The 19,813-nt window shown below is 37.1% G+C and carries 10 protein-coding genes; 9 read left to right on the top strand and 1 reads right to left on the bottom strand.

The window, feature by feature from the left end; translation table 11 throughout:
• Positions 1–108 precede the first annotated feature (108 nt).
• The 9 genes from DK441_RS07470 to DK441_RS07510 all read left to right on the top strand — a co-directional run bounded on the left by DK441_RS07470 (position 109) and on the right by DK441_RS07510 (position 19,469).
• Complete coding sequence (locus tag DK441_RS07470) at positions 109–4,944, top strand: hypothetical protein (RefSeq protein ID WP_109098162.1); 4,836 nt, start codon at positions 109–111, stop codon at positions 4,942–4,944.
• Positions 4,944–7,025, top strand: a complete 2,082-nt coding sequence (locus DK441_RS07475; RefSeq protein WP_109098163.1) for a hypothetical protein — start codon at positions 4,944–4,946, stop codon at positions 7,023–7,025. The genes DK441_RS07470 and DK441_RS07475 overlap by 1 nt, the downstream gene beginning before the upstream one ends.
• 2 nt (positions 7,026–7,027) lie before the next feature.
• Positions 7,028–10,279 carry a T9SS type A sorting domain-containing protein gene (locus DK441_RS07480; RefSeq protein ID WP_160111984.1) on the top strand — a complete coding sequence of 1,084 codons (3,252 nt, stop codon included), beginning with the start codon at positions 7,028–7,030 and terminating at the stop codon, positions 10,277–10,279.
• Positions 10,276–11,649, top strand: coding sequence for a PKD domain-containing protein (locus tag DK441_RS07485; protein ID WP_109098165.1), 1,374 nt, complete (start codon positions 10,276–10,278; stop codon positions 11,647–11,649). The genes DK441_RS07480 and DK441_RS07485 overlap by 4 nt, the downstream gene beginning before the upstream one ends.
• 49 nt (positions 11,650–11,698) lie before the next feature.
• Positions 11,699–15,349 (top strand): fibronectin type III domain-containing protein, encoded by a 3,651-nt coding sequence (locus tag DK441_RS07490; RefSeq protein WP_109098166.1) that lies wholly within the window; start codon positions 11,699–11,701, stop codon positions 15,347–15,349.
• A 3-nt stretch (positions 15,350–15,352) separates the two neighbouring features.
• Positions 15,353–15,751, top strand: coding sequence for a hypothetical protein (locus DK441_RS07495; RefSeq protein ID WP_109098167.1), 399 nt, complete (start codon positions 15,353–15,355; stop codon positions 15,749–15,751).
• 124 nt (positions 15,752–15,875) lie between these two features.
• Positions 15,876–16,409 (top strand): hypothetical protein, encoded by a 534-nt coding sequence (locus DK441_RS07500; RefSeq protein ID WP_160111985.1) that lies wholly within the window; start codon positions 15,876–15,878, stop codon positions 16,407–16,409.
• Between the two features lie 189 nt (positions 16,410–16,598).
• Positions 16,599–17,039, top strand: coding sequence for a lipocalin family protein (locus DK441_RS07505; protein WP_109098169.1), 441 nt, complete (start codon positions 16,599–16,601; stop codon positions 17,037–17,039).
• 81 nt (positions 17,040–17,120) lie between these two features.
• Complete coding sequence (locus DK441_RS07510; RefSeq protein WP_109098170.1) at positions 17,121–19,469, top strand: hypothetical protein; 2,349 nt, start codon at positions 17,121–17,123, stop codon at positions 19,467–19,469.
• A 143-nt stretch (positions 19,470–19,612) separates the two neighbouring features.
• Here DK441_RS07510 and DK441_RS26475 read toward each other — a convergent pair whose 3' ends face one another.
• Positions 19,613–19,780, bottom strand: a complete 168-nt coding sequence (locus DK441_RS26475) for a hypothetical protein (protein ID WP_160111986.1) — start codon at positions 19,778–19,780, stop codon at positions 19,613–19,615.
• Positions 19,781–19,813 lie beyond the last annotated feature (33 nt).

Here is a 19,813-nt window from a genome sequence, read left to right on the forward strand (position 1 = left end):
ATATAAACTGTAAGTTTGCTGTTGCAATCGAGCAGAATTAAGATAGTATTAACAATTGTTTTAAAATTTGTACCATTGCAAACCCAAACGCCTCAAAATAAAACCTATATGGATATAAAACTACGTTGTAGTCTTGTGTTGTCATTTTTATGGGCCATATCACTTTTTGCCTTTCCCAAAACAGAAAAAGACACACTCTCTACTACTACCCATCATAATTCTTCTCTAATAACTTCTACATCAAAATTTGTAATGCTGGAAGATTTAGAGAAGCAATTTCCATTAGAGATTTCAGAACAAAGTGGCATTACTCATCCTGAGTTTACCTACTCACTATTAGAAAAGGAATATCAGCAGAGTAAAGATGTACAGGCCAGTCGTGCAGAAGTTACTGCCATGTTTGATCAGATTGAAGCAGAAGGCAAATGGGTAGACTCTTTTAGAAATGAAAATATCCAAACTCTTCCATTAGGGATTACCTATACTCCAAAAGATGAAGAGGGTAACGATGACGATGGGGTTAAAGTAGAACTAGGGCTTGTCAATGCTACAGTAAATACTAAATATATTGAATTTACAGCCTTTGCCCGTATTACTATTCCACAAACCGATAAAGACGGAAAACGTATTCAATTGTTTTTTGGTGCTAACAATTTAAAAATGACCCATAAGGGTGGGATTATTGGCGATGCAAATCTGGTTCTTTTAGGAGATGTACATATCCCCTGGAATGGTGGTAAATGGTTATTAACCTTAAAAGGTGGTATGAACCTGAATACCGGAAATGTACAAAACCTGACCTATTTCAATATGGATTGTGATGGTTTAAAAGAACTGGGGATACAGGCAGAAGTACAATTCTCAAGGGATATGATCCTTCCCGTAGGGGCTAATGGTGAACCTATGCCAAAAACTCGTTCTTATCAAGGAGCAGATGGAAAAACAATTATAATCCCCAACCGGGTTACCGGTAATTTTGGATTGGTAGCTTCGGGGTGGAATGATATTGTCGCCGAAGTGAGTTTATCCCCTTTTGTATTGGCCAGTATGCCCAAAGCGTTTATGTTCTCTGTCAACAAAGCCATTTTTGATTTTAGTGACCGGCGTACCTTACATAACAATTTTCCGCAATTCTATCGTGATAATGGGCTTTTATTCCCTAATGTAGAGAGTTGGAGAGGTTTTTATGTAGAGTCCTTAAAGATAGGCATGCCCGAAGCTTTTCAGACCGAAGAGAGTATCACTAAAAATCAACGTGTATCTTTTGAGGCATATCATATGATTATTGATGACTATGGGCTATCAGGTTATTTTGCGGTTAATAATATCATTCCGTTATCAGAGGGAAGAACTAACAAAAGTAATGCGTGGGCCATGTCTGTAGATCAGTTAGGTTTAGAATTGGCAGCCAGTAAGTTTGTAGGTGCTAGTTTTGATGGACGTATCCTGCTTCCCATTTCTGACAAATTACAGGATAAAGTAACCGATGCTGCAAAAGATACAACTAAAGATTCTACAAAAGTTAAGAGAAAAGGGCTGGCCTATTCCGGATTGATCTCAGAAGATGAATTTATGCTACGCTTATCTTCACTAAATGAAATCAAATTCAATATCTGGAAGGCTAAAGCAAGGCTTGCCCCTAATTCTGCTATAGAATTAAGGGTAAAAGATGGCAATTTTCGCCCCAAAGCCATTTTGCATGGGGATATGACAATTTCTGCGGATATTAATGAGAATGAAACGGTATCATCTACGGCAGAAGAAGAGGATAATCAGCAGGAAAAAGAAAAAGCGGTAAGTTTTAAAGGGATTACTTTTCAGGATCTGGTATTACAAACCGAATCCCCTATATTTCAGGTAGGCTATTTTGGATATAAGGGAGAAGTAAAAGTTGCAAATTTCCCGGTTTCTATAGGGGATATTGCATTAACATCCAATGATCAAGGGGCTGCAATAGGATTTGACCTGATGATCAATTTGATGGGCAAAGAAAGTAAAGGGTTTGCTGCCAAAGCCCGGTTAGGTATCTTTTGCAAATTCAAGGAAGAAAACCGTAAGCAACGATGGAAATATGACAGGATTGACTTATCCGAGATTCATATCAAAGCTAACATGGGAGCTATTCAGCTAGAGGGCGGATTAACACTTATGAATAATGATCCAGAATATGGTGATGGCTTTTCGGCCTATATCACAGGAACCTTTGGCAGTTTTGGGCCTATAAGTTGCAAAGCTATTTTTGGGAAGAAGGAGTTTCGATATTGGTATGTTGATGCTTCAGTACATGGGTTAATGATACAGGCAGGCCCCATTACGATTACAGGGTTTGCAGGAGGGGCATTTTATAAGATGACAAAACGACCTGGGGGTAATATAACTGAGTTCTCCCCTTCGGGGCTTTCCTATATTCCTAATAAATCTACTAGCCTGGGAGTTAAAGCTATGGTTTTTGGCTCTATTGGAAGTGAAACAGCTGTGGCGGTTGGAGCAGGTTTTGAAATAGAATTCAACACCAAAGGGGGTGTCAACCGATTGGGCTTCTTTGGCGAAGCATCTATTATGAAGGCTTTTGATATCCCTAATCCAGTAGGTAAACTTACAGAAAAACTCGGGGATATGGCTAATAATGAACTGGTCAATAAAGTAATGGACAGTAAAGCCGGAAAAACCTTTTTAGACAAGGCAGATATGGAATATGAAGCGGAACTAAGCCTGGCAGCATCCATTAGTGCGAAGCTGGGAATGGAATTCGATTTTGTAAATAAATCTTTTCATGCCCAATTAGACATCTTTGTCAACGTAGGAGGTGGGATCGTTCAGGGACGAGCTTCCGGTGGCCGTGCCGGGTGGGGAGTAGTACATATCTCTCCAGATGAGTGGTATATGCATATGGGGACGCCTACCGATCGATTAGGACTTAAAATGGGTATCGGGAGTTTTTCTATAGAAACCGGAGGGTATTTTATGGTTGGGGACCGTATCCCGGGTAGCCCACCACCACCGCCTGAAGTAGCAGAAATCCTGGGTGTAGATGCAGAGCAATTAGATTATATGCGGGATCTAAATGCATTAGGAGAAGGGCGTGGATTTGCTTTTGGAGCAGATTTTAAAATCGATACCGGTGATCTTAATTTTCTGATCCTTTATGCACGCTTTCAGGCAGGAGTCGGTTTTGATATTATGCTCAAAGATTATGGCGAGGCCCGTTGTGTAAATACCGGGGATCAGGTGGGTATTGACGGATGGTATGCCAATGGACAATCTTATGCCTATCTGCAAGGAGAAATGGGGATCAATATCAAACTGTTTTTTGTGAGAAAAAAAATCCCTATTATCAAAGGAGGTGCAGCTATTTTAATGCAAGGTAAAGGCCCCAACCCATTTTGGTTCAGAGGATATGCAGGAGGATATTACAACCTTCTGGGAGGATTGGTAAAGGGACGTTTTCGATTTAAAGTGACCATTGGTAAAGAATGCGAATTAGAAAATGCAGCCCCTTTAGGAGGTATTAAAATGATTGCTGACCTCACTCCCAAAGAAGGAACCGATAAAGTCGATGTATTTGCTGCACCGCAAGCCACTTTTAGCATGAAAGTAGGAGAGCCTATTGTGATCCCGGAAGATGAGGCAGATAAAACCTATAAAGTGATCCTGGAAAAATTCAGGGTTTTGGATGCCAATGGCAAAGAAGTACCGGGAGAACTTGAATGGAGTTATATGAAAGATAGGGCTACTTTCTATTCCGAAGATATCCTTGCTCCGGATACACAACATAAAGTTGAAGTCGAAGTGAGTTTTCAGGAAAAGATAGATGGCATTTTTAAAACCATCATGGTAGATGGCAAAAAAGCAATAGAAACCGAAACCCGAAGTTTTGTAACCGGGCAGGCTCCTGATCATATCCCTTTGCATAATATACTATATGCATATCCTGTGATAGATCAAAAACAATACTATCGCGATGAATATAAAAATGGGTATATACAATTAAGGCGAGGACAAGACTATCTATTTGATGATAGCCAGTGGAAAAGTGAAATAGTAATTACCGATGAAACCGGGAAAGTACAACAACCTCAATTTTCTTATAATACAGCTGCAAATGAAGTGCAGTATGCCTTGCCACGTTTAGACAAAGAGACAAGATATCAATACCAGATTGTGAGTTTGCCCAAGCAGGGAGGCAGTAGGGTTACTAATTCATCTTCTACACGAACTACGAATCTGGATGCCAACAATACTGTTCAGGTCACTACGCAAACGGCAGATAATGTATCTCAGGAAGGATCGATAGAAAGACTTGGGTATGAATTTAGTTCTAGCAAATACAATACTTTTGTAGATAAGGTCAAGAGTATCTCAGTGACTGATCATTTGTGGAGTACCACTTTAAGTTCTGATATTGTATACCTGGTATCGAATATCAAACCCCATGAAGGTTTTGAGATTTTAGAAATTGCAGGAAGTAAGTATACCGAACATACCCCCTTAGTGCATGTAGAAGCCACTCTTGCTGACACGTATTTTACACAAGATATAGACCCTGTATTGTATACCGTATACCCTGAAAATGGCCCTTATCTATTGAAAAGGGATATCACCCAATATGGGTTCAGACCCAAGAAAGCAATACCAGTATTGAGTTTTTATCGCACAGGATTAGAAAATCAATCTCATGCAGCACTGTTGGCCACTTCTTTTCCGTACCGTTATAATCTACCATTAACGTATTATATGGATTTTAGGGATATTGAAAATCAGGTGTTAAATGACTATGTAGACGGAAAATTAAAGCGACCAGACTCATTATTATCAATTCTGGATAATCGATATTTATATATGCGTTCGGGAAAATATATGATCTCGCTGTATTATACCCTTCCGGGGAGCAAAAAAACGACAAAAGCCAACTATGTGTTTAAACATACAAATACCATGCGATAATGTATAGAAAACTAACAATTATACTGTTTCTGGTTTTTGGATGTATCTCAGGGCAACAAAACCCAAAGGAAGAACCCCTACCTGCCGTACAAGTAATGGCTACAGCACAAGACAATGAAGTGTTATTACGATGGGCTGTAGATCAACCTGTGGCTTGGAAAAGGGCAAATGCTTATGGTTTTCAGATCGAACGCTTTACTGTGGCCAGAAAAGGTATAGTACTGGCACAACCGGAAAAAAAATTGCTTACACCCACACCGCTAAAAGCACAACCACTGGAGGCATGGAAATCTATTGTAGAACAAAATAATTATGCAGCCATTCTTGCCCAGGCGTTATATGGGGAACGTTTTGAAGTAGAAGGAAATCAGCAAGGCGGATTGATGGAAATCGTAAACAAAGCAAAAGAATTGGAACAACGTTTTTCGTTTGCCTTGTTTGCCGCAGATATGAATTTTGAAGCAGCAAAGTTGGCAGGGTACGGTTATGTAGATACTACAGCAAAAACCGATGAAAAATATCTATACCGTATTACGGCAATGGTTCCCGAAACCCTAGCCAATATACAAATGGGAACTGTTGTTATTGAGCCTGCAAAAGTACAACCACTTCCTGCTCCCATTGATCTTATTGCTGTAGGACAGAATAAAACCATCATGCTTACCTGGGAATATGAAATGTTTAGATCCATCTATACCTCTTATTTTATCGAACGTTCTGAAGATGGAGTACAGTTTGACCGCCTGGGAGACACCCCATTGGTCAATATGAATGATAAACCGGGAAAACCTGCTACACGTATGATGTATATGGATACCATTCCTCAAAATGGTAAAACCTATCATTATCGGGTTAAAGGAGTATCTACTTTTGGAAAAACGGGTCCTCCTTCTGCCATTGCCAAAGCCAAAGGAATACGCCCCCTGGAAAAAGTACCTCATATTACCAGGGGAACTTTAGTAGATGATGGATCAGCAAAAATACAATGGGAATTTCCAAAAGAGGCAGAACACCAGATCACAGGATTTGACCTAAATCGATCTGCTACAGCTAATGGGACGTATACTACTGTGGTGAGCGCTATAGGGAAAAGCCAACGGGAATATAACTATGCTGATCTCGAACCTTCAAACTATTTTACCATTACCGCCAAAGGGGTGAATGGTTCTCAAAAAACATCACTGGCCGTATTGGTACAGCCTATAGATTCGATCCCTCCGCAAGCACCCACAGCACTTAGAGGTGTGATTGATACTACAGGAGTAGTAACTCTATCGTGGAAAGCCAATACCGAAAAAGATATGTTAGGATATCGGGTTTTTAAAGGTAATCTTAAAGGAGAAGAACTCTCACAGATTACCGTTGATCCTATACCACAAAATCAATTTATAGATACTGTGACTGTAGCTTCATTAAACCCTAAAGTATACTATAGTGTGGTGGCTGTAGATCAACGTTTTAATATGTCTGATTATGCACAACTACTTACTTTGGATAAACCCGATAAAGTACCTCCTACCAGTCCGGTGTTTTCAGAATATAAAATACAACAGGACGGGATTTATATTTCCTGGGCAAATAGTAGTAGTACAGATGTGGCAAAACACATATTATATCGACAAGATGTAGCCGAACAGGAAAAAGGATGGCAGGTAATTTTTGAGACCGATACGATCCAATCTTTTACGGATGCTTCTACAGCAAGCGGTAAAAAATACCGATATGCCATATTTGCAGAAGATCATAATGGGCTTACCTCTGCGCCTTCGACTCCTATTACTTTAAGTGCAGTAAACTTTACTCCAGAAGAAATGATCAAAGGATTACGTACAGAAATCGATACCGAAAAAGGAAGTATTCGTTTGTTTTGGAGGATTTCAAATCCTGATAAAGTAAAAGAAATAGCGATCTATAAATCAAAAAATACAGGAAAACCAAAACTCTTTATTCAGGTTCCTGTATCCATAAATAAGATTGAAGATACCAGGGTATACCCCAATACAAAGTATACCTATTATATAAAACCAATCATGGATAGTGGTAGTTTTGCTACATTTAAATCCATTGATGTAAATTATTGATGATGAAAAAAATAATTTGTCTTTTCATTTTAGTTATATCTTTTTATACGACTCATGCCCAGTATGATGCCTATTATAATATCATTATCAAAGGAAGAATAGATGATGCAGGTACTTGTGGTACGGTAAGGGGATTAAGAAAAATAACTGTATTTTATAATACGGGGCCAGAAGATATCTTTTTTGAAGGTAGTATAAGAAATCAAGAGTGGGCATTTGATAAAAAAGTTATTAATAAAAGAGTGACCAGTATACGTATTGATAATTCCAGGCAAACAAGAAATGCTTTTGGGTGTAACAATCATGATCATTATAGTGATACAGAAAATATCAGCACTACCTGTTTTTATAAAAGAAACCCTAACATAAATGGCCCTTCTAACGGATGGTATGAAATAGATATCCAACCCATTATAACCCTTCCTATACCTTCTGTCAATAGTATTGGGAGTGAAGAGTTTTTAAGCATAGGATCCTTAACAGGAGGAGTGGATAATTCGGTGTACAATTGGGAGTATGCTTTGGATAATGGTACGTTTCGCAGTTTTCCGGCAGCAAATCAAAACCGTTCCTGGCTTACGATACAAGGTAAAAATATTCCCGGGGTTTCTAACGCTATGCATGGTAAACCCATTGATATTAGAATCAATACCGGATGTGCCCAAAATCGATATTCAAATACGGTACGGTATATCTATAAAACTTCTGCTCCAAGGGTAAATACTGTACAGACGACTCCACCTTTGTGTTATGATACCTCTGATGGAATAGCAACAGTTACATTTAGCCGTGACCTTATTTCGGGAGAGCATATCAATATTAGGGTCTTAAACCTGGATATTATAGATGGCTATAATCCTGACGGAACACCAATCTATCACCCTGTTCGTAATATTGATAATATCAGAATATTGAGCAGTCGTACTTATACGGTCAATAGTCTTCCGCCGGGACGGTTTCGCTTTGTAGTTAGTGGAGGTATTAATGGAGAAGCTACCTATGCCGAAGGCTTTAGATATTATGGTAATGGGACTATTATAGCTCCATCTGCTGTAGTTTTTCAGGATATTCCTCAAAACAATGCTATCGATGTATTCTGTCATGGGGGTAATGATGGAAGTATCAGTTTTAGTGCTTCGGGAGGCGTAGGAGGATATCAATACCTGTTTAGGAAATCTACTGAACCCTGGCCAACCCACTGGCAACCTTTTTCCTCTGGGAACAGGCATACAGAAAATGGGCTAACCGAAGGAACCTACCAAATCAAAATCAAAGATCAAAACGATTGTGTGGCAGAATATCAGACCGGCCCTAACCAGGGAAGTGAAATTATTATGTCTGCCACTATCAACGAACCTTCAGAAGCGTTACAGGTGATTTTTGATACCGATGCGTCTACAGATCCTACAGCTTATGGTTTTACTAATGGTAAAATCAAAGCCCGTGTTTTTGGTGGTACACCAGATGGTGGTACCTATACCTATGAGTGGCGGGATGAAAACAATACCATACTCACAACAATTACAGAACAAATAGTTTTGGGACAAGGATATTTTTTAACCCTCACCGATATTCCAAAAGGAAAATACTACTTAACCGTATGGGATAAAAACTATACCCCGGCAACCTATAAAAATACTTGTACTGCTATAAATGCCGAATACGAACTTTTTGAGCCTGACCCTTTAGAGGTATCAATAGAAGAATCAGAATCGATACTGTGCAATAACCAGAATGAATTTGCAGATGAATCCAGCAATGGGGAGCTTATAGCCCATGCAAAAGGAGGGATACAGTTAGGTCTTTTTGATAATGGAGGATTGCCATATTACTATACCTGGAAAAAACAAAACCCTACTACAGGGGTTTGGGAAGTACTAGCTGTAAGTGATAGTATTGCTAAAGATTTGGATACCGGAACGTATGCCGTAAATATCAGGGATGCTAATAACATCATTTTGGGAGATTATGAAAATAATATATTAGTTCGCGAACGGGACAGTACATATTTTTTAAAACAACCAGAATTATTGAGCATTCGTTTTCAAAAGAACAATGTGACTTGTGGTAGTGGTGAAGACGGTTGGGCAGAAGCCAGTATTGATGGAGGGACTCCTCCTTATGATATTTCATGGTCTACGGGAGAGACTACTCGTAGAATCTCAGACCTTATTGCAGGAAAGTATGTAGCGTATGTAACGGATGCAAATGGTTGTCAGGCCAGTGAATCTGTGATCATCGAACAGCCTGATGGTTTAGAGGTTCTGGTTTTGGAGGAGAAGAATCCTACCTGTCATCAAGGGAGTGACGGGCGTATTGTTATTAATGCACAGGGAGGAGTCCCTCCATATCGTTATAGTTGGCAAAGTGGTGAAAGTAACACTACACTTGAAAACCTGACAGGAGGAACCTATACAGTACAAGTACTTGATGCACGCGACTGTACAGCTTTTACAGAAATTATTTTGGAAGATCCGGGACCACTGGTTGTGGATTTGGGGGAAAACAGAACGCTTTGTGCAGCACAAGAACTGGCATTAGATATTTCGATAGATGATCCCGGAGCTATCTATTTATGGGAAGCTGATAATGGCTTTACAAGTGATAGTCCAACAGTTACCATAACACAAACAGGGCAATACACGGCAACTGTTACCACTGCTTTAGGGTGTGTTGGAATAGGTACAGTACAAGTAGGGGTTTCTGATCAGGTAATCGATGCAGATTTTGTGGTACTCTCCCAGGCATTTACAGGTAATGAAGTTACCCTGGTTAATGTAAGTGTTCCTAATGGAGAGTTGGTAGAATGGTATTTACCGGGATCAGCTCCCATAGAAGTTGTAGAAGAAAATAAGGACAAACTAAAAGTAATTTTTGAAGAACCGGGAGCGTATGATTTTACCTTGCGTACCTATCAGGGAGATTGTTATGCCGAATACCAAAAAACCATTATCGTAGAAAAGGCGATACAATTACCTGATGTTGGGGATGCCCGTAAGCCCTTTATAGAAGAATTTATCGTATATCCGAACCCTTCTGATGGAAAGTTTACTGTAAAAATTACTTTATCAGAAGCGGCAGCTATAGCATTGCGTATGTATAACCTTACCAATAATGCTATAGAACTCGAAGATCGTAAAGATGGACAAAATCAATATATCATCAACTATGATATGACAACCGCTACAGGGGCTTATATCTTGGTATTAGAAACTCCAAAAGGCGATGAAATCCGTAAAATAATTATTGAATGAGAGTACGTTTGTTAAAAATATACAGGGGTATACTTGCGATACTATTGATATGCATAGTTCCCCTATGGGGCTGTTCGAGGGAGGAGACTGTACCCGTTACTGTAGATTTTAGAACGGTGATTGTAGACAACGATTATTCTGTGCCCGTACAGGTGATTATTAGTAACGAAACCGAAGGGGCAGATGAGTACGAGTGGACTTTTCAGGGGGCAAGTCCGGCATCTTCTACGCAAAAAAATCCCGGAACACTTGTGTACGATACCCCGGGAACCTATACCATATCCTTATATGCTGTAAACCGTGATGGTGCTGAAGGAGAAAAAAGCATTACGTTGGATCTGGATGCTCCCGTGATTATCGATTTTAAGGCAACGATAGAAAAGGATAACTTTTCTCCGGCTACAGTAACTTTAGAAAACAATACTATGGGTGCACAGACCTTTAACTGGACATTTGAAGGAGGAACCCCAGCTTCTTCTACCGATCAAACACCTCCTTCTGTGGTATTTACTGCCCCGGGAGAACATACGATTTCCTTACAAGTATCCAATGGCAGAGAAACGTATACTAAAGACACCATTATTACGGTTGCCCCGAATCTGGTTGCCGATTTTGACTGGGAGGTAGATTTTCAGGATAAAGACCTGGAAGTACCGGTAAAATTAACCATGCAGAATACAAGCGTTAGTAGTACTTCATATCAATGGAGTTTTGATGGAGGAACCCCTATAGAAAGTACCGAAGAAAATCCGGTAGTTGTATTTACTACTCCGGGAACACATCAAATTATGTTGACATCCACTAATGGAAAAGAGACAAAATCTAGTACTAAAACCATAACGCTATTACCCGATACGAACCTAAAGGTATTTGAAGATATCCGTTTTGGGATCAATACTTCACATAATACGAATGTGATCGGAAGTTTTTTCTCTGCTTTTACAGAAAAAATATATACAAAATCTGAAGTAACCACAGATACCGGAGGACTGATTGATCTGGTGTTCTTTGGGCTAAACGATAGCTTTACCCTAAATCGTTTTTATGCTCCTGATGATCTGGCAAGTACAACTTTTGATGCCATCCCTAATGCAACCCATACTAAATTGATCAATACCCAGGAAGCCTGTGCTTGTGGAGCAAACCTAAGCCCTGTACAATTTGATGCTATGAGTGATGATAGTATACTACAAGGAATAACTGTTATCGAAAATACAGCAGGGTTGCAACCCTTTGATAATAGTATAGTACCTAGAATTGTGCTTTTTGAAACAGCAGACGGAAGAAAAGGGGCTGTAAAAATTAAAAGATTTGTTGCCGATGGACAAAACTCCTATATAGAAACCGATATAAAAATTCAAAAGCAATAAATAAACGAATATCACGATCTTAATACAACCGAAATAAAAGCACAGCATAATGAGAATCCCAAATAAAATAACCAACTACATCCAAAATAGCCTTTTCAAAGTGCTATTAGTTGTAGGTATGTTACTCCCATTATTGGTCATGGCACAACTACCTGTACAGGTAAACGGAAACCTGTTTCCGCCTTACAGTGTGAAGTTATCCGATTATGCTACGGCTAATAGTGATCGCTTGGTATTTAACCTACTGTTACGGGATGTCAATGAGTTTAACAGACAGGTTACCCTAAAACTTTCTATTGAAGGTAATAATGGGTTTTCAGCACGAAGTACCGATGTGATTATAGGAGAAAACCCTATTACCCTTAATGGAGGAGTTCCTGTACGGTTGACTAATATAGATTTACGGCCTTATTTTCAATTGGAGAATCTGATTGGGATATCACCACAACAATACAGTAAGCCCCTTGCAGCAGGGCTGTACCAATTTTGTTTTGAAGTATACGATTACCTCTCAGGACAACAACTGGGAGAAAAAGGGTGCGCTACGGCCTATATTGTACTTAATGATCCTCCCATTTTAAACATGCCTGCTCGTGGGGAAAATGTTGCTTTTAGGGATTCGCAGAATATCATTTTTCAATGGACACCAAGGCATATCAACGCGACCAACGTACAATATGAATTTACATTAGTAGAGATTTGGGATGCCAATATCGATCCGCAGGCAGCTTTTTTAGCAGGCAGGCCTTTATATCAGACTACGACCAGATCCACAACGCTATTGTATGGCCCGGCAGAAACCCCGTTACTACCCGATAAAACCTATGGATGGAGAGTACAGGCTATTGTAACTGACGGAATTAGTGAATTGTCCCTGTTTAAAAATAAGGGATATAGCGAGATTTTTCACTTTAATTATACCAAACAGTGTACACCACCACAGTTTGTTCTGGCAGAAAGTAATAGCAATAGTTCTGCAATGGTGTATTGGCAAGGGATAGATCATAGCCAATACCAAATACAGTACCGTAAAAAGGATGGGGATAATGCAAATTGGTATGAGGTAAATTCCTACAGTGAACAAGCCCGTATACAACGCTTACAGGAAAACACCACTTATGAATACCGTGTAGGGGGAAAATGTGGAGAAAATGGGGGCTACACCTTCTCTCGTTTATTCGAATTTACGACCACTACCCGTGGGGGATCAGATTTCACATGTGGGGTCACCCCAGAGCAGCATATTGACAATCAGGAACCACTACAGACTTTAGTGGTCAATGAGGTGTTTACCGCAGGCGAGTTTCCTATAACAGTAAAACGGGTTACTGCTGGTAATACCGAAGCACCTGCTATAGGTGAAATTGCTCAGGGGGGCACTGGTAGATTTTCAGGTTGGGGATATATTACTGTTCCTTATCTGGCAGATACCAAAATAAAAATTGGATTTGTAGATATAAAGATCAATACCGACTACGAGCTTGTCGATGGGGTTTTAGTGACTGATTATGATCCTAATTGGAGCGGAATGGATGATGTGAGTGATGAGTTGGAAAATTTGGAAGCTTGGATGAATTCTTTTAAAGATATCATAAATGATTTAGTTAATTCAGGAAAACTACCAAAAGATAAAGGTGATCGACTTATAGAACAAGTTAATAATGTAGGTAATACCATAAATGAAGCCCAACAGCTTGATGAAGAAGCAGAGTCTATATTAGAACAGGCTGATAAAGCAGAGAGTCCAGAAAAAGAACAGTTACAAGAAGAAGCTCAAGCACTCAAAGAAGAAGCTGATCATAAAAAAGAAATTGCCGAAAAAGAGAAAAAAGAGCTAGATGCGGAATTAGACAAAATCAAGAAAGATTTAGGACTTAATGAAAATGATACTAATGCTAAAGTTACATTGAGAAAAGATTCTGTTTTTGACGGTGTTTTTAGTTATGGAAATGGTAAAGAGTTCTTTAAACATATTCGTATTGATAATCAAGAAGTAGTAGATTTTAGTAACACAGATGATAATCCATCTCCGGATCAATTAAATTATACATTTTCTAATGATGGTAAAATACATCAAATAATAGTCACTCATTCTGGGACACCACAAGAGATGATAGAGGATGCTAGACATAGAGCATCGAATCCGAACAGAGGAGAATTAGTAATGTATTTTCACTATGATACCAAAGCAAAGGAAATTGGTTATAAAGTAAACTTTGATCGAGAATATTTTGATAAACTTACCCAGAAAGATTATGAAGCCATAGCAGAACTTCATGCCCAAGCTTTGTTTAATATGCTGCAAGGCAAAGAACTTACTGCAGGAGAAATCATCAAAATATTTAAAGATGCTACTCTTGAAGTGTATTCGACATTCAAACAAGTCTTATACGATGTTAAACTTCCTGAAGAATTATGGGATCAATATTCTTTTAAAAATGAAGAGTATTATATGGAGTCCCTATCTGCAGGACTTGTTGATGGGGCAATTGATGAAATCAAAAGCATTCCTTTATTGATTAGTATTGTCGTGGACTATACTACAGATGAAAAAACCAGAAATCAAATAAATCAGGCTATTCTAAATATTGATATAGAGAAGATTTATAACAAGTTTGTTGATGAACGTTCTGATTTATATAATGGACCAAACATTCATAAAATTAAACACCAAACCGGTAAAGATATTGTAGCAGCAGGTACATTGCTAGGAACAGGAGGAATAGCTGCACTTGGTAAAGTTAAAAAAGGAGTTGATTTTATTGAAAATTTGGTAGAAAATGCAGGGAAATTGGTTGATGATGCTGTAGTTTTATTAGCTAAGTTCCCAAATATTCGTAAATCTTTAGAAGAAATTTCTCCAATTCTAAAAACAAAAGGAATTGATAGATATCAATTTGAAGATGTCATTAGGAGATCCGATAATTTGGATTATCTTGAAGAAAATGCAGAGTTGCTAACAGAAATAGCAAATGAAATAGGTAAAGGTAAATATTCTGATGAAGACCTTTTAAAGATTTTTAAAGATGCCGTTAATGGTGATTTTGTAAAGGATTTGTTACCCAAAAAATTTGTTAATTCTTTAAAGAAATTTGGAAAATCAGAAGAAGAGATTTTTGATTATTTTAGAAAATATCATAATGTGCATACCAAAGGAGATTTCTTTAAATCAATTGAAGATATTTTAGTTAAAAGTAATACATCAAGACTGGCAAGAGATGAAGCTTATGCAATTTGGGGATATACGACCAATTTTTTCTATGGTGATTTAAATAGATGGTTAAGGTTAGGCATTAATTCCGGTAAAACATCTCAAATCAAAGACATTTTATCCAAATCTTTATCGAAATTACCTGTATTTAGTAAAAGTAAATTACTGTACAGAGGTATTACAATCCCTGATGATATTTTGGATAACTTTTTGAAATCATACAGAAACGGAGCAAAACATTTATGGAATGATTTTGTTTCTTGTGGTAGTTCGGAGGCTGCTTCTTTTGCAGGTAAATCTAATGTTTTATTTAAAATTAATCATTTGGATGCAAAGGACATTTCCAATTTAGCAGATGGAATAAGGTTTAGGGGTATGCAACCTTATGAATTGCTAATTAAACCTGGAAGTGGTTTTGAAGTTATTAAAGAGCCTTTTTTTGATAAAAAGATTGGTAAATGGGTAATAGAATTAAATCAAACAAATTGATGTATGGTGTATCTCAATAAAAATCAAGAAAAATATTGCAAAAGAATATTGTCTAAAATATTAAATGACAATAAACTTCCTTTTCCTAAGCGGATAAAGTTGAATGAGGTAAATGCCTCTAAATATTATGAATACGCTAACAGAGGATGTAAGGAACTAAAGTTTAAAATTAAAGAATTAGATAAAGAGGTAATCATAGATTACTATTTAATGACAGATCATTATACTAGACACGGGAGAATTAATGAACTTGGTGAAAACATTGAATTGGAAAATTATGAAGGACAATTCGGTTTACCTATTTATGAGAATGAAGAAAATACAAAAAAAGAACATAAACGTATTAGAGATCATAACGAAAAAGTTTATGAGGTATTGAAATCAAAAGGTTTTGAGCCATAAAATGTGTGTTCGGAGCTAAATATTCAAAATTAGTATTAACCGCTCTATTTACAAAAGCGAAGCATTATTGATAGTAGAAAAGCTATAAGGTATAAAATAGAAAAATAACTTAAAAAATAAAAAAATGATTATTTGGTCTGGAAGAGGAATTCTATCGGTTTTGATGCTAATAATTACTTTGGTTATTAGTATTAAAATATTACCCAAAGAACAGTTGGACTATGGGTTTATTATAGCTACATATGCATCGGGTTTGTTTAGTTGGTTTTTTGGATATAAATGGAATACTAAGCCGGATCGAGTTGTAATTGATGAAAAAACAAAAGAAAGAATAATGATTAAAAGAAATCACACCTTGTTTTGGATAAAAATGCAGTATTGGGGAATTATCTTTTGGGGATTAGGTCTGGTTTTACTCACACAAAAATCATTGTATGCAGCAATAGTTTCAGCATTGATTTTTGCTTCTCTAATTATAATGAGAATGATAAATAAACAAAAGAAAAAGTACAAAATCAAAACAAAGCTAATTCATAAAGTAAAAGATCAAAGTAAAACATTATTACAGTCACCTATCGAAATATCAAAAAAAACTGAAGAAGAAAAGCAAAAACAAAGATTGAAAAAAGAGGACCATAGTCGGTTTATGCCAAAATAAAGATAGTGAATAAGAGCAACCAATAAAAGAAACAAGATAATATATCGCTCAATATAAATAGCAATAATAAAAAAATCACTGGAGAGTAGGGAGAATTTTTAGAGGTTTTAAAAAAATAAAACCGAAACAAGTCCAACCGTAATAATATTAACAATTAATAAATATATAACAACTCAAATTTTTAAAACCATGAAAAAAGCAATTTTAGTAGTAACTGTATTTTTAACCGCATTAACCTTTTCTTGCAGTAGTGATGATGATGGAAACAATGATATCGTATTAGGAAAATGGAAATTAGAGCAAACCTATACTAATGATGTATCTGAGAATATTTCAGATTGTGTCAAGAAATCAACTATGGTGTTTCATGATAGTGGAAGCCTTGTGATACAGCCTTATGATATGGTACAACAAGGCTCAGAAAATGTATGCGATTCACAAGGTACGCAATCAGGCTTTTGGAAAAACTTAGGCAAAGAAAATAAATATGAATTTACTATTGGTCACGGAGATAATCCCGAAAAAGGTACGGTCACTATAGTTGTAGAAGGAAATAGACTTACAAAATCAAGTACCTTCATAGAAGAAGGTAAAGAAAGTGTTTTTAAAGAAGTATTTCAAAAACAATAAAACAAATTTAGAAACCAGAATCACCGAAAACTTGTTGCGGTGATTCTGGTACATCTTAAGGATTACAAAAAATATTAGGTATTGAAAAACTATACCCTACTCTTTCTTATTCTATTTTCATTTGTTGGATACGCCCAAAGCATCGATATCGAAAGTGTCGGTAAGGCTAAACCTATTAAGGTAAGTGGTGTGATTTCAGCCAATGGGGTATACTATACTTCTAATCAAAATAATAATCGGGAGCCTTTTACCTATTTCTTAAGAGGAAACCTGAATGTAAGTATCTATGGATTTGCTGTACCTATTTCTTATAGTTTTACCAATCAGGGGGATAATCTTGATTATGCATTACCCTTTGATTTTAATCGTATCAGTTTGCACCCCAAATACAAGTGGGTCACTGCCCATATTGGTAATGTAGCCATGAACTTTTCTCCATATACCCTAAATGGGCATCAGTTTACTGGTGGTGGTGTCGATCTTGCTCCACCTGGAGCATTCAAAATTAGTGCAATGGCAGGACAACTACTAAAAGCCACGCCAGATGATAATGATGAACGTACCGTTCCTGCTTTTCAAAGAATAGGATATGGGCTTAAAACTAGCTTTGAAAAAGAACGTTTTAAAGTGGGAATCATCGGGTTTTATGCTAAAGATAATATAAGTTCGATAGATTCTGTACCAGAAACTAAAGGAGTACTACCCAAAGAAAATCTGGTGATCAGTATAAACACCCAAGTAAAGATTACCAAAGAATTCACACTAGAGGTAGAATACGCTTCGACCGCCATTACACAAGATCTTCGCGCACCAGAAAGTGATGAAGGCAGCACAGGATTAGCAGCTACATTGTTTAGTAATCGTGCTTCAACAGAATTTTATAATGCTCTTAGAACAAACTTAACATACAACATTGGCAGAACCAATGTAGGTATTGGTTACGAACGCATTGATCCCGGATATGAAACCCTGGGAGCCTATTATTTTAATAACGATTTTGAAAACATTACCCTAAATACTGCCAGCTCTTTTTTTAAAGATAAACTCACCCTTGCCATGAATATAGGGTATCAGCGTGATGATCTTGAAAATATAAAAGCCAATGCCACCAATCGTTTTGTTGGGGCTGTTAATGCGGGTTATACAGCATCAGATCGCTTAAGTTTTACCGGATCATACTCCAACTTCCAGACCTATACCAATATCAAACCCAATCAATTTGATGTGATTAATGATGATAATCTGCTGGATGATGAAATAGAAGATCTGGATTATAAACAATTATCACAAAATGCTACCTTTGGAATTAACTATGTGCTTTCACAAAAAAAAGAATCCAATCAGAATATTGCCTTTAATTATGCTCTTAATGATGTAGCAAATGAACAAGGAGGTATTGTACGTATTGGTGATGCTTCTACCTTTCATAATGCAACGACAAATTATACGATTGCATTCCAAAATATAAGCCTGGATATTAATACAGGGGTTAATTTTACCTACAATACTATCGGTACAGAAGATGCTACCACCTGGGGGCCCAATCTAGGTATTGGGAAACGTTTTTTTGAAAAAAAACTAGGAACTCGTCTTGGGCTATCTTATAATGAATCTCAAAGTACGTCTGCCAAAACACAAGTTTCCAACATTCGTTTGAATCTAAATTACGTATTGCTAGAACGGCATAACTTTAATGCAAGTGCCATACAACTTTTTAGAGGTGGAGGGACTACAACCAGTTTAAGTGAGTTAACTGCCACTTTTGGCTATAATTATACTTTTGGTATTAAAAAACCTAGTTTTAAACGCAAGGAAAATGCATGGTTAAGTTTTTCTTACCGTAAACGTACTTTTGAAGGATTGCCCTGGGAAATCACTCCTCAACTTAATTCAGTAGCCAAAGAAAAGCAGGCAAATGAGATGGTAAAACATAAAAAAGATGAGTTAAGACTGCTAGCCAGAGCTGTAAAAAAATCTGAAGACAAGCATAAAAAAGTATATAAAGATGCAGCCCTAGCATATCTAAAAGCTCTGTATTTTTATGAAAATTTTCTGGATGAATATGACACCTGGATTTATGATGCCTATGTAAAACTTATTAGTGAAGGCGAACAGCTAAATTCAGAAATACAGCAGGAATATTTATATCTAAAAGCACAGGTAAACACCTATAAGAAGCCAGAAGATATTGAAGCCTTGCAGGTCATCGAAAAGAAATTCAATGCACACACTGATATGTTGCTCTCCATCAAAAAATGGAACCTTACTCAGGAGGAAATCCGAAAACCCGAAGGTGAGCTTAAAAAATTGAAAGAACAGTATCTCAAAAAAATCTATACCATGTACATAGAAGAACGCCCAGAGGATAAAATCATCAATTATATTGAAGTACGATTAGCAGATTTGTATCATAAGGTGTTGAAGGAGTAAAGAATATGGTTAAAAAGCGTGAGAATATTGTTGAAAATATACTTATCGATACAAGTGTTGTACATAATTATAAATCCGATTCTAAGCTTTAAGCTATAAAATATTATCAAATTAATCGTTGGTAAACATGTTTTCCATTGTGTTTAATTATATCGTGAATCTCGCTGTCTTTCATCTTTTTTTGTCAATTCCTTTCCTAGCCTAATGATATTCATTACTAGGTATACAGCAGAAAGTACTTTTAGTACTGTCGTTACAGGATCTTTTTTAGAAGTGTTTTCTATGATTTGGTTTATATTATTTGCGTTCATAATCTTTGATTTGTAAAATGAAAATTACCTTGG

The sequence above is a fragment of the Aquimarina sp. AU58 genome, from assembly GCF_900312745.1.
Taxonomy (GTDB): domain Bacteria; phylum Bacteroidota; class Bacteroidia; order Flavobacteriales; family Flavobacteriaceae; genus Aquimarina; species Aquimarina spinulae.

Coding starts and splice junctions, on each gene's coding strand:
- DK441_RS07480 (WP_160111984.1), top strand. CDS start 7,028: ATGAAAAAAATAATTTGTCTTTTCATTTTAGTTATATCTTTTTATACG.
- DK441_RS26475 (WP_160111986.1), bottom strand. CDS start 19,780: ATGAACGCAAATAATATAAACCAAATCATAGAAAACACTTCTAAAAAA.
- DK441_RS07490 (WP_109098166.1), top strand. CDS start 11,699: ATGAGAATCCCAAATAAAATAACCAACTACATCCAAAATAGCCTTTTC.
- DK441_RS07475 (WP_109098163.1), top strand. CDS start 4,944: ATGTATAGAAAACTAACAATTATACTGTTTCTGGTTTTTGGATGTATC.
- DK441_RS07485 (WP_109098165.1), top strand. CDS start 10,276: ATGAGAGTACGTTTGTTAAAAATATACAGGGGTATACTTGCGATACTA.
- DK441_RS07500 (WP_160111985.1), top strand. CDS start 15,876: ATGATTATTTGGTCTGGAAGAGGAATTCTATCGGTTTTGATGCTAATA.
- DK441_RS07470 (WP_109098162.1), top strand. CDS start 109: ATGGATATAAAACTACGTTGTAGTCTTGTGTTGTCATTTTTATGGGCC.
- DK441_RS07505 (WP_109098169.1), top strand. CDS start 16,599: ATGAAAAAAGCAATTTTAGTAGTAACTGTATTTTTAACCGCATTAACC.
- DK441_RS07495 (WP_109098167.1), top strand. CDS start 15,353: ATGGTGTATCTCAATAAAAATCAAGAAAAATATTGCAAAAGAATATTG.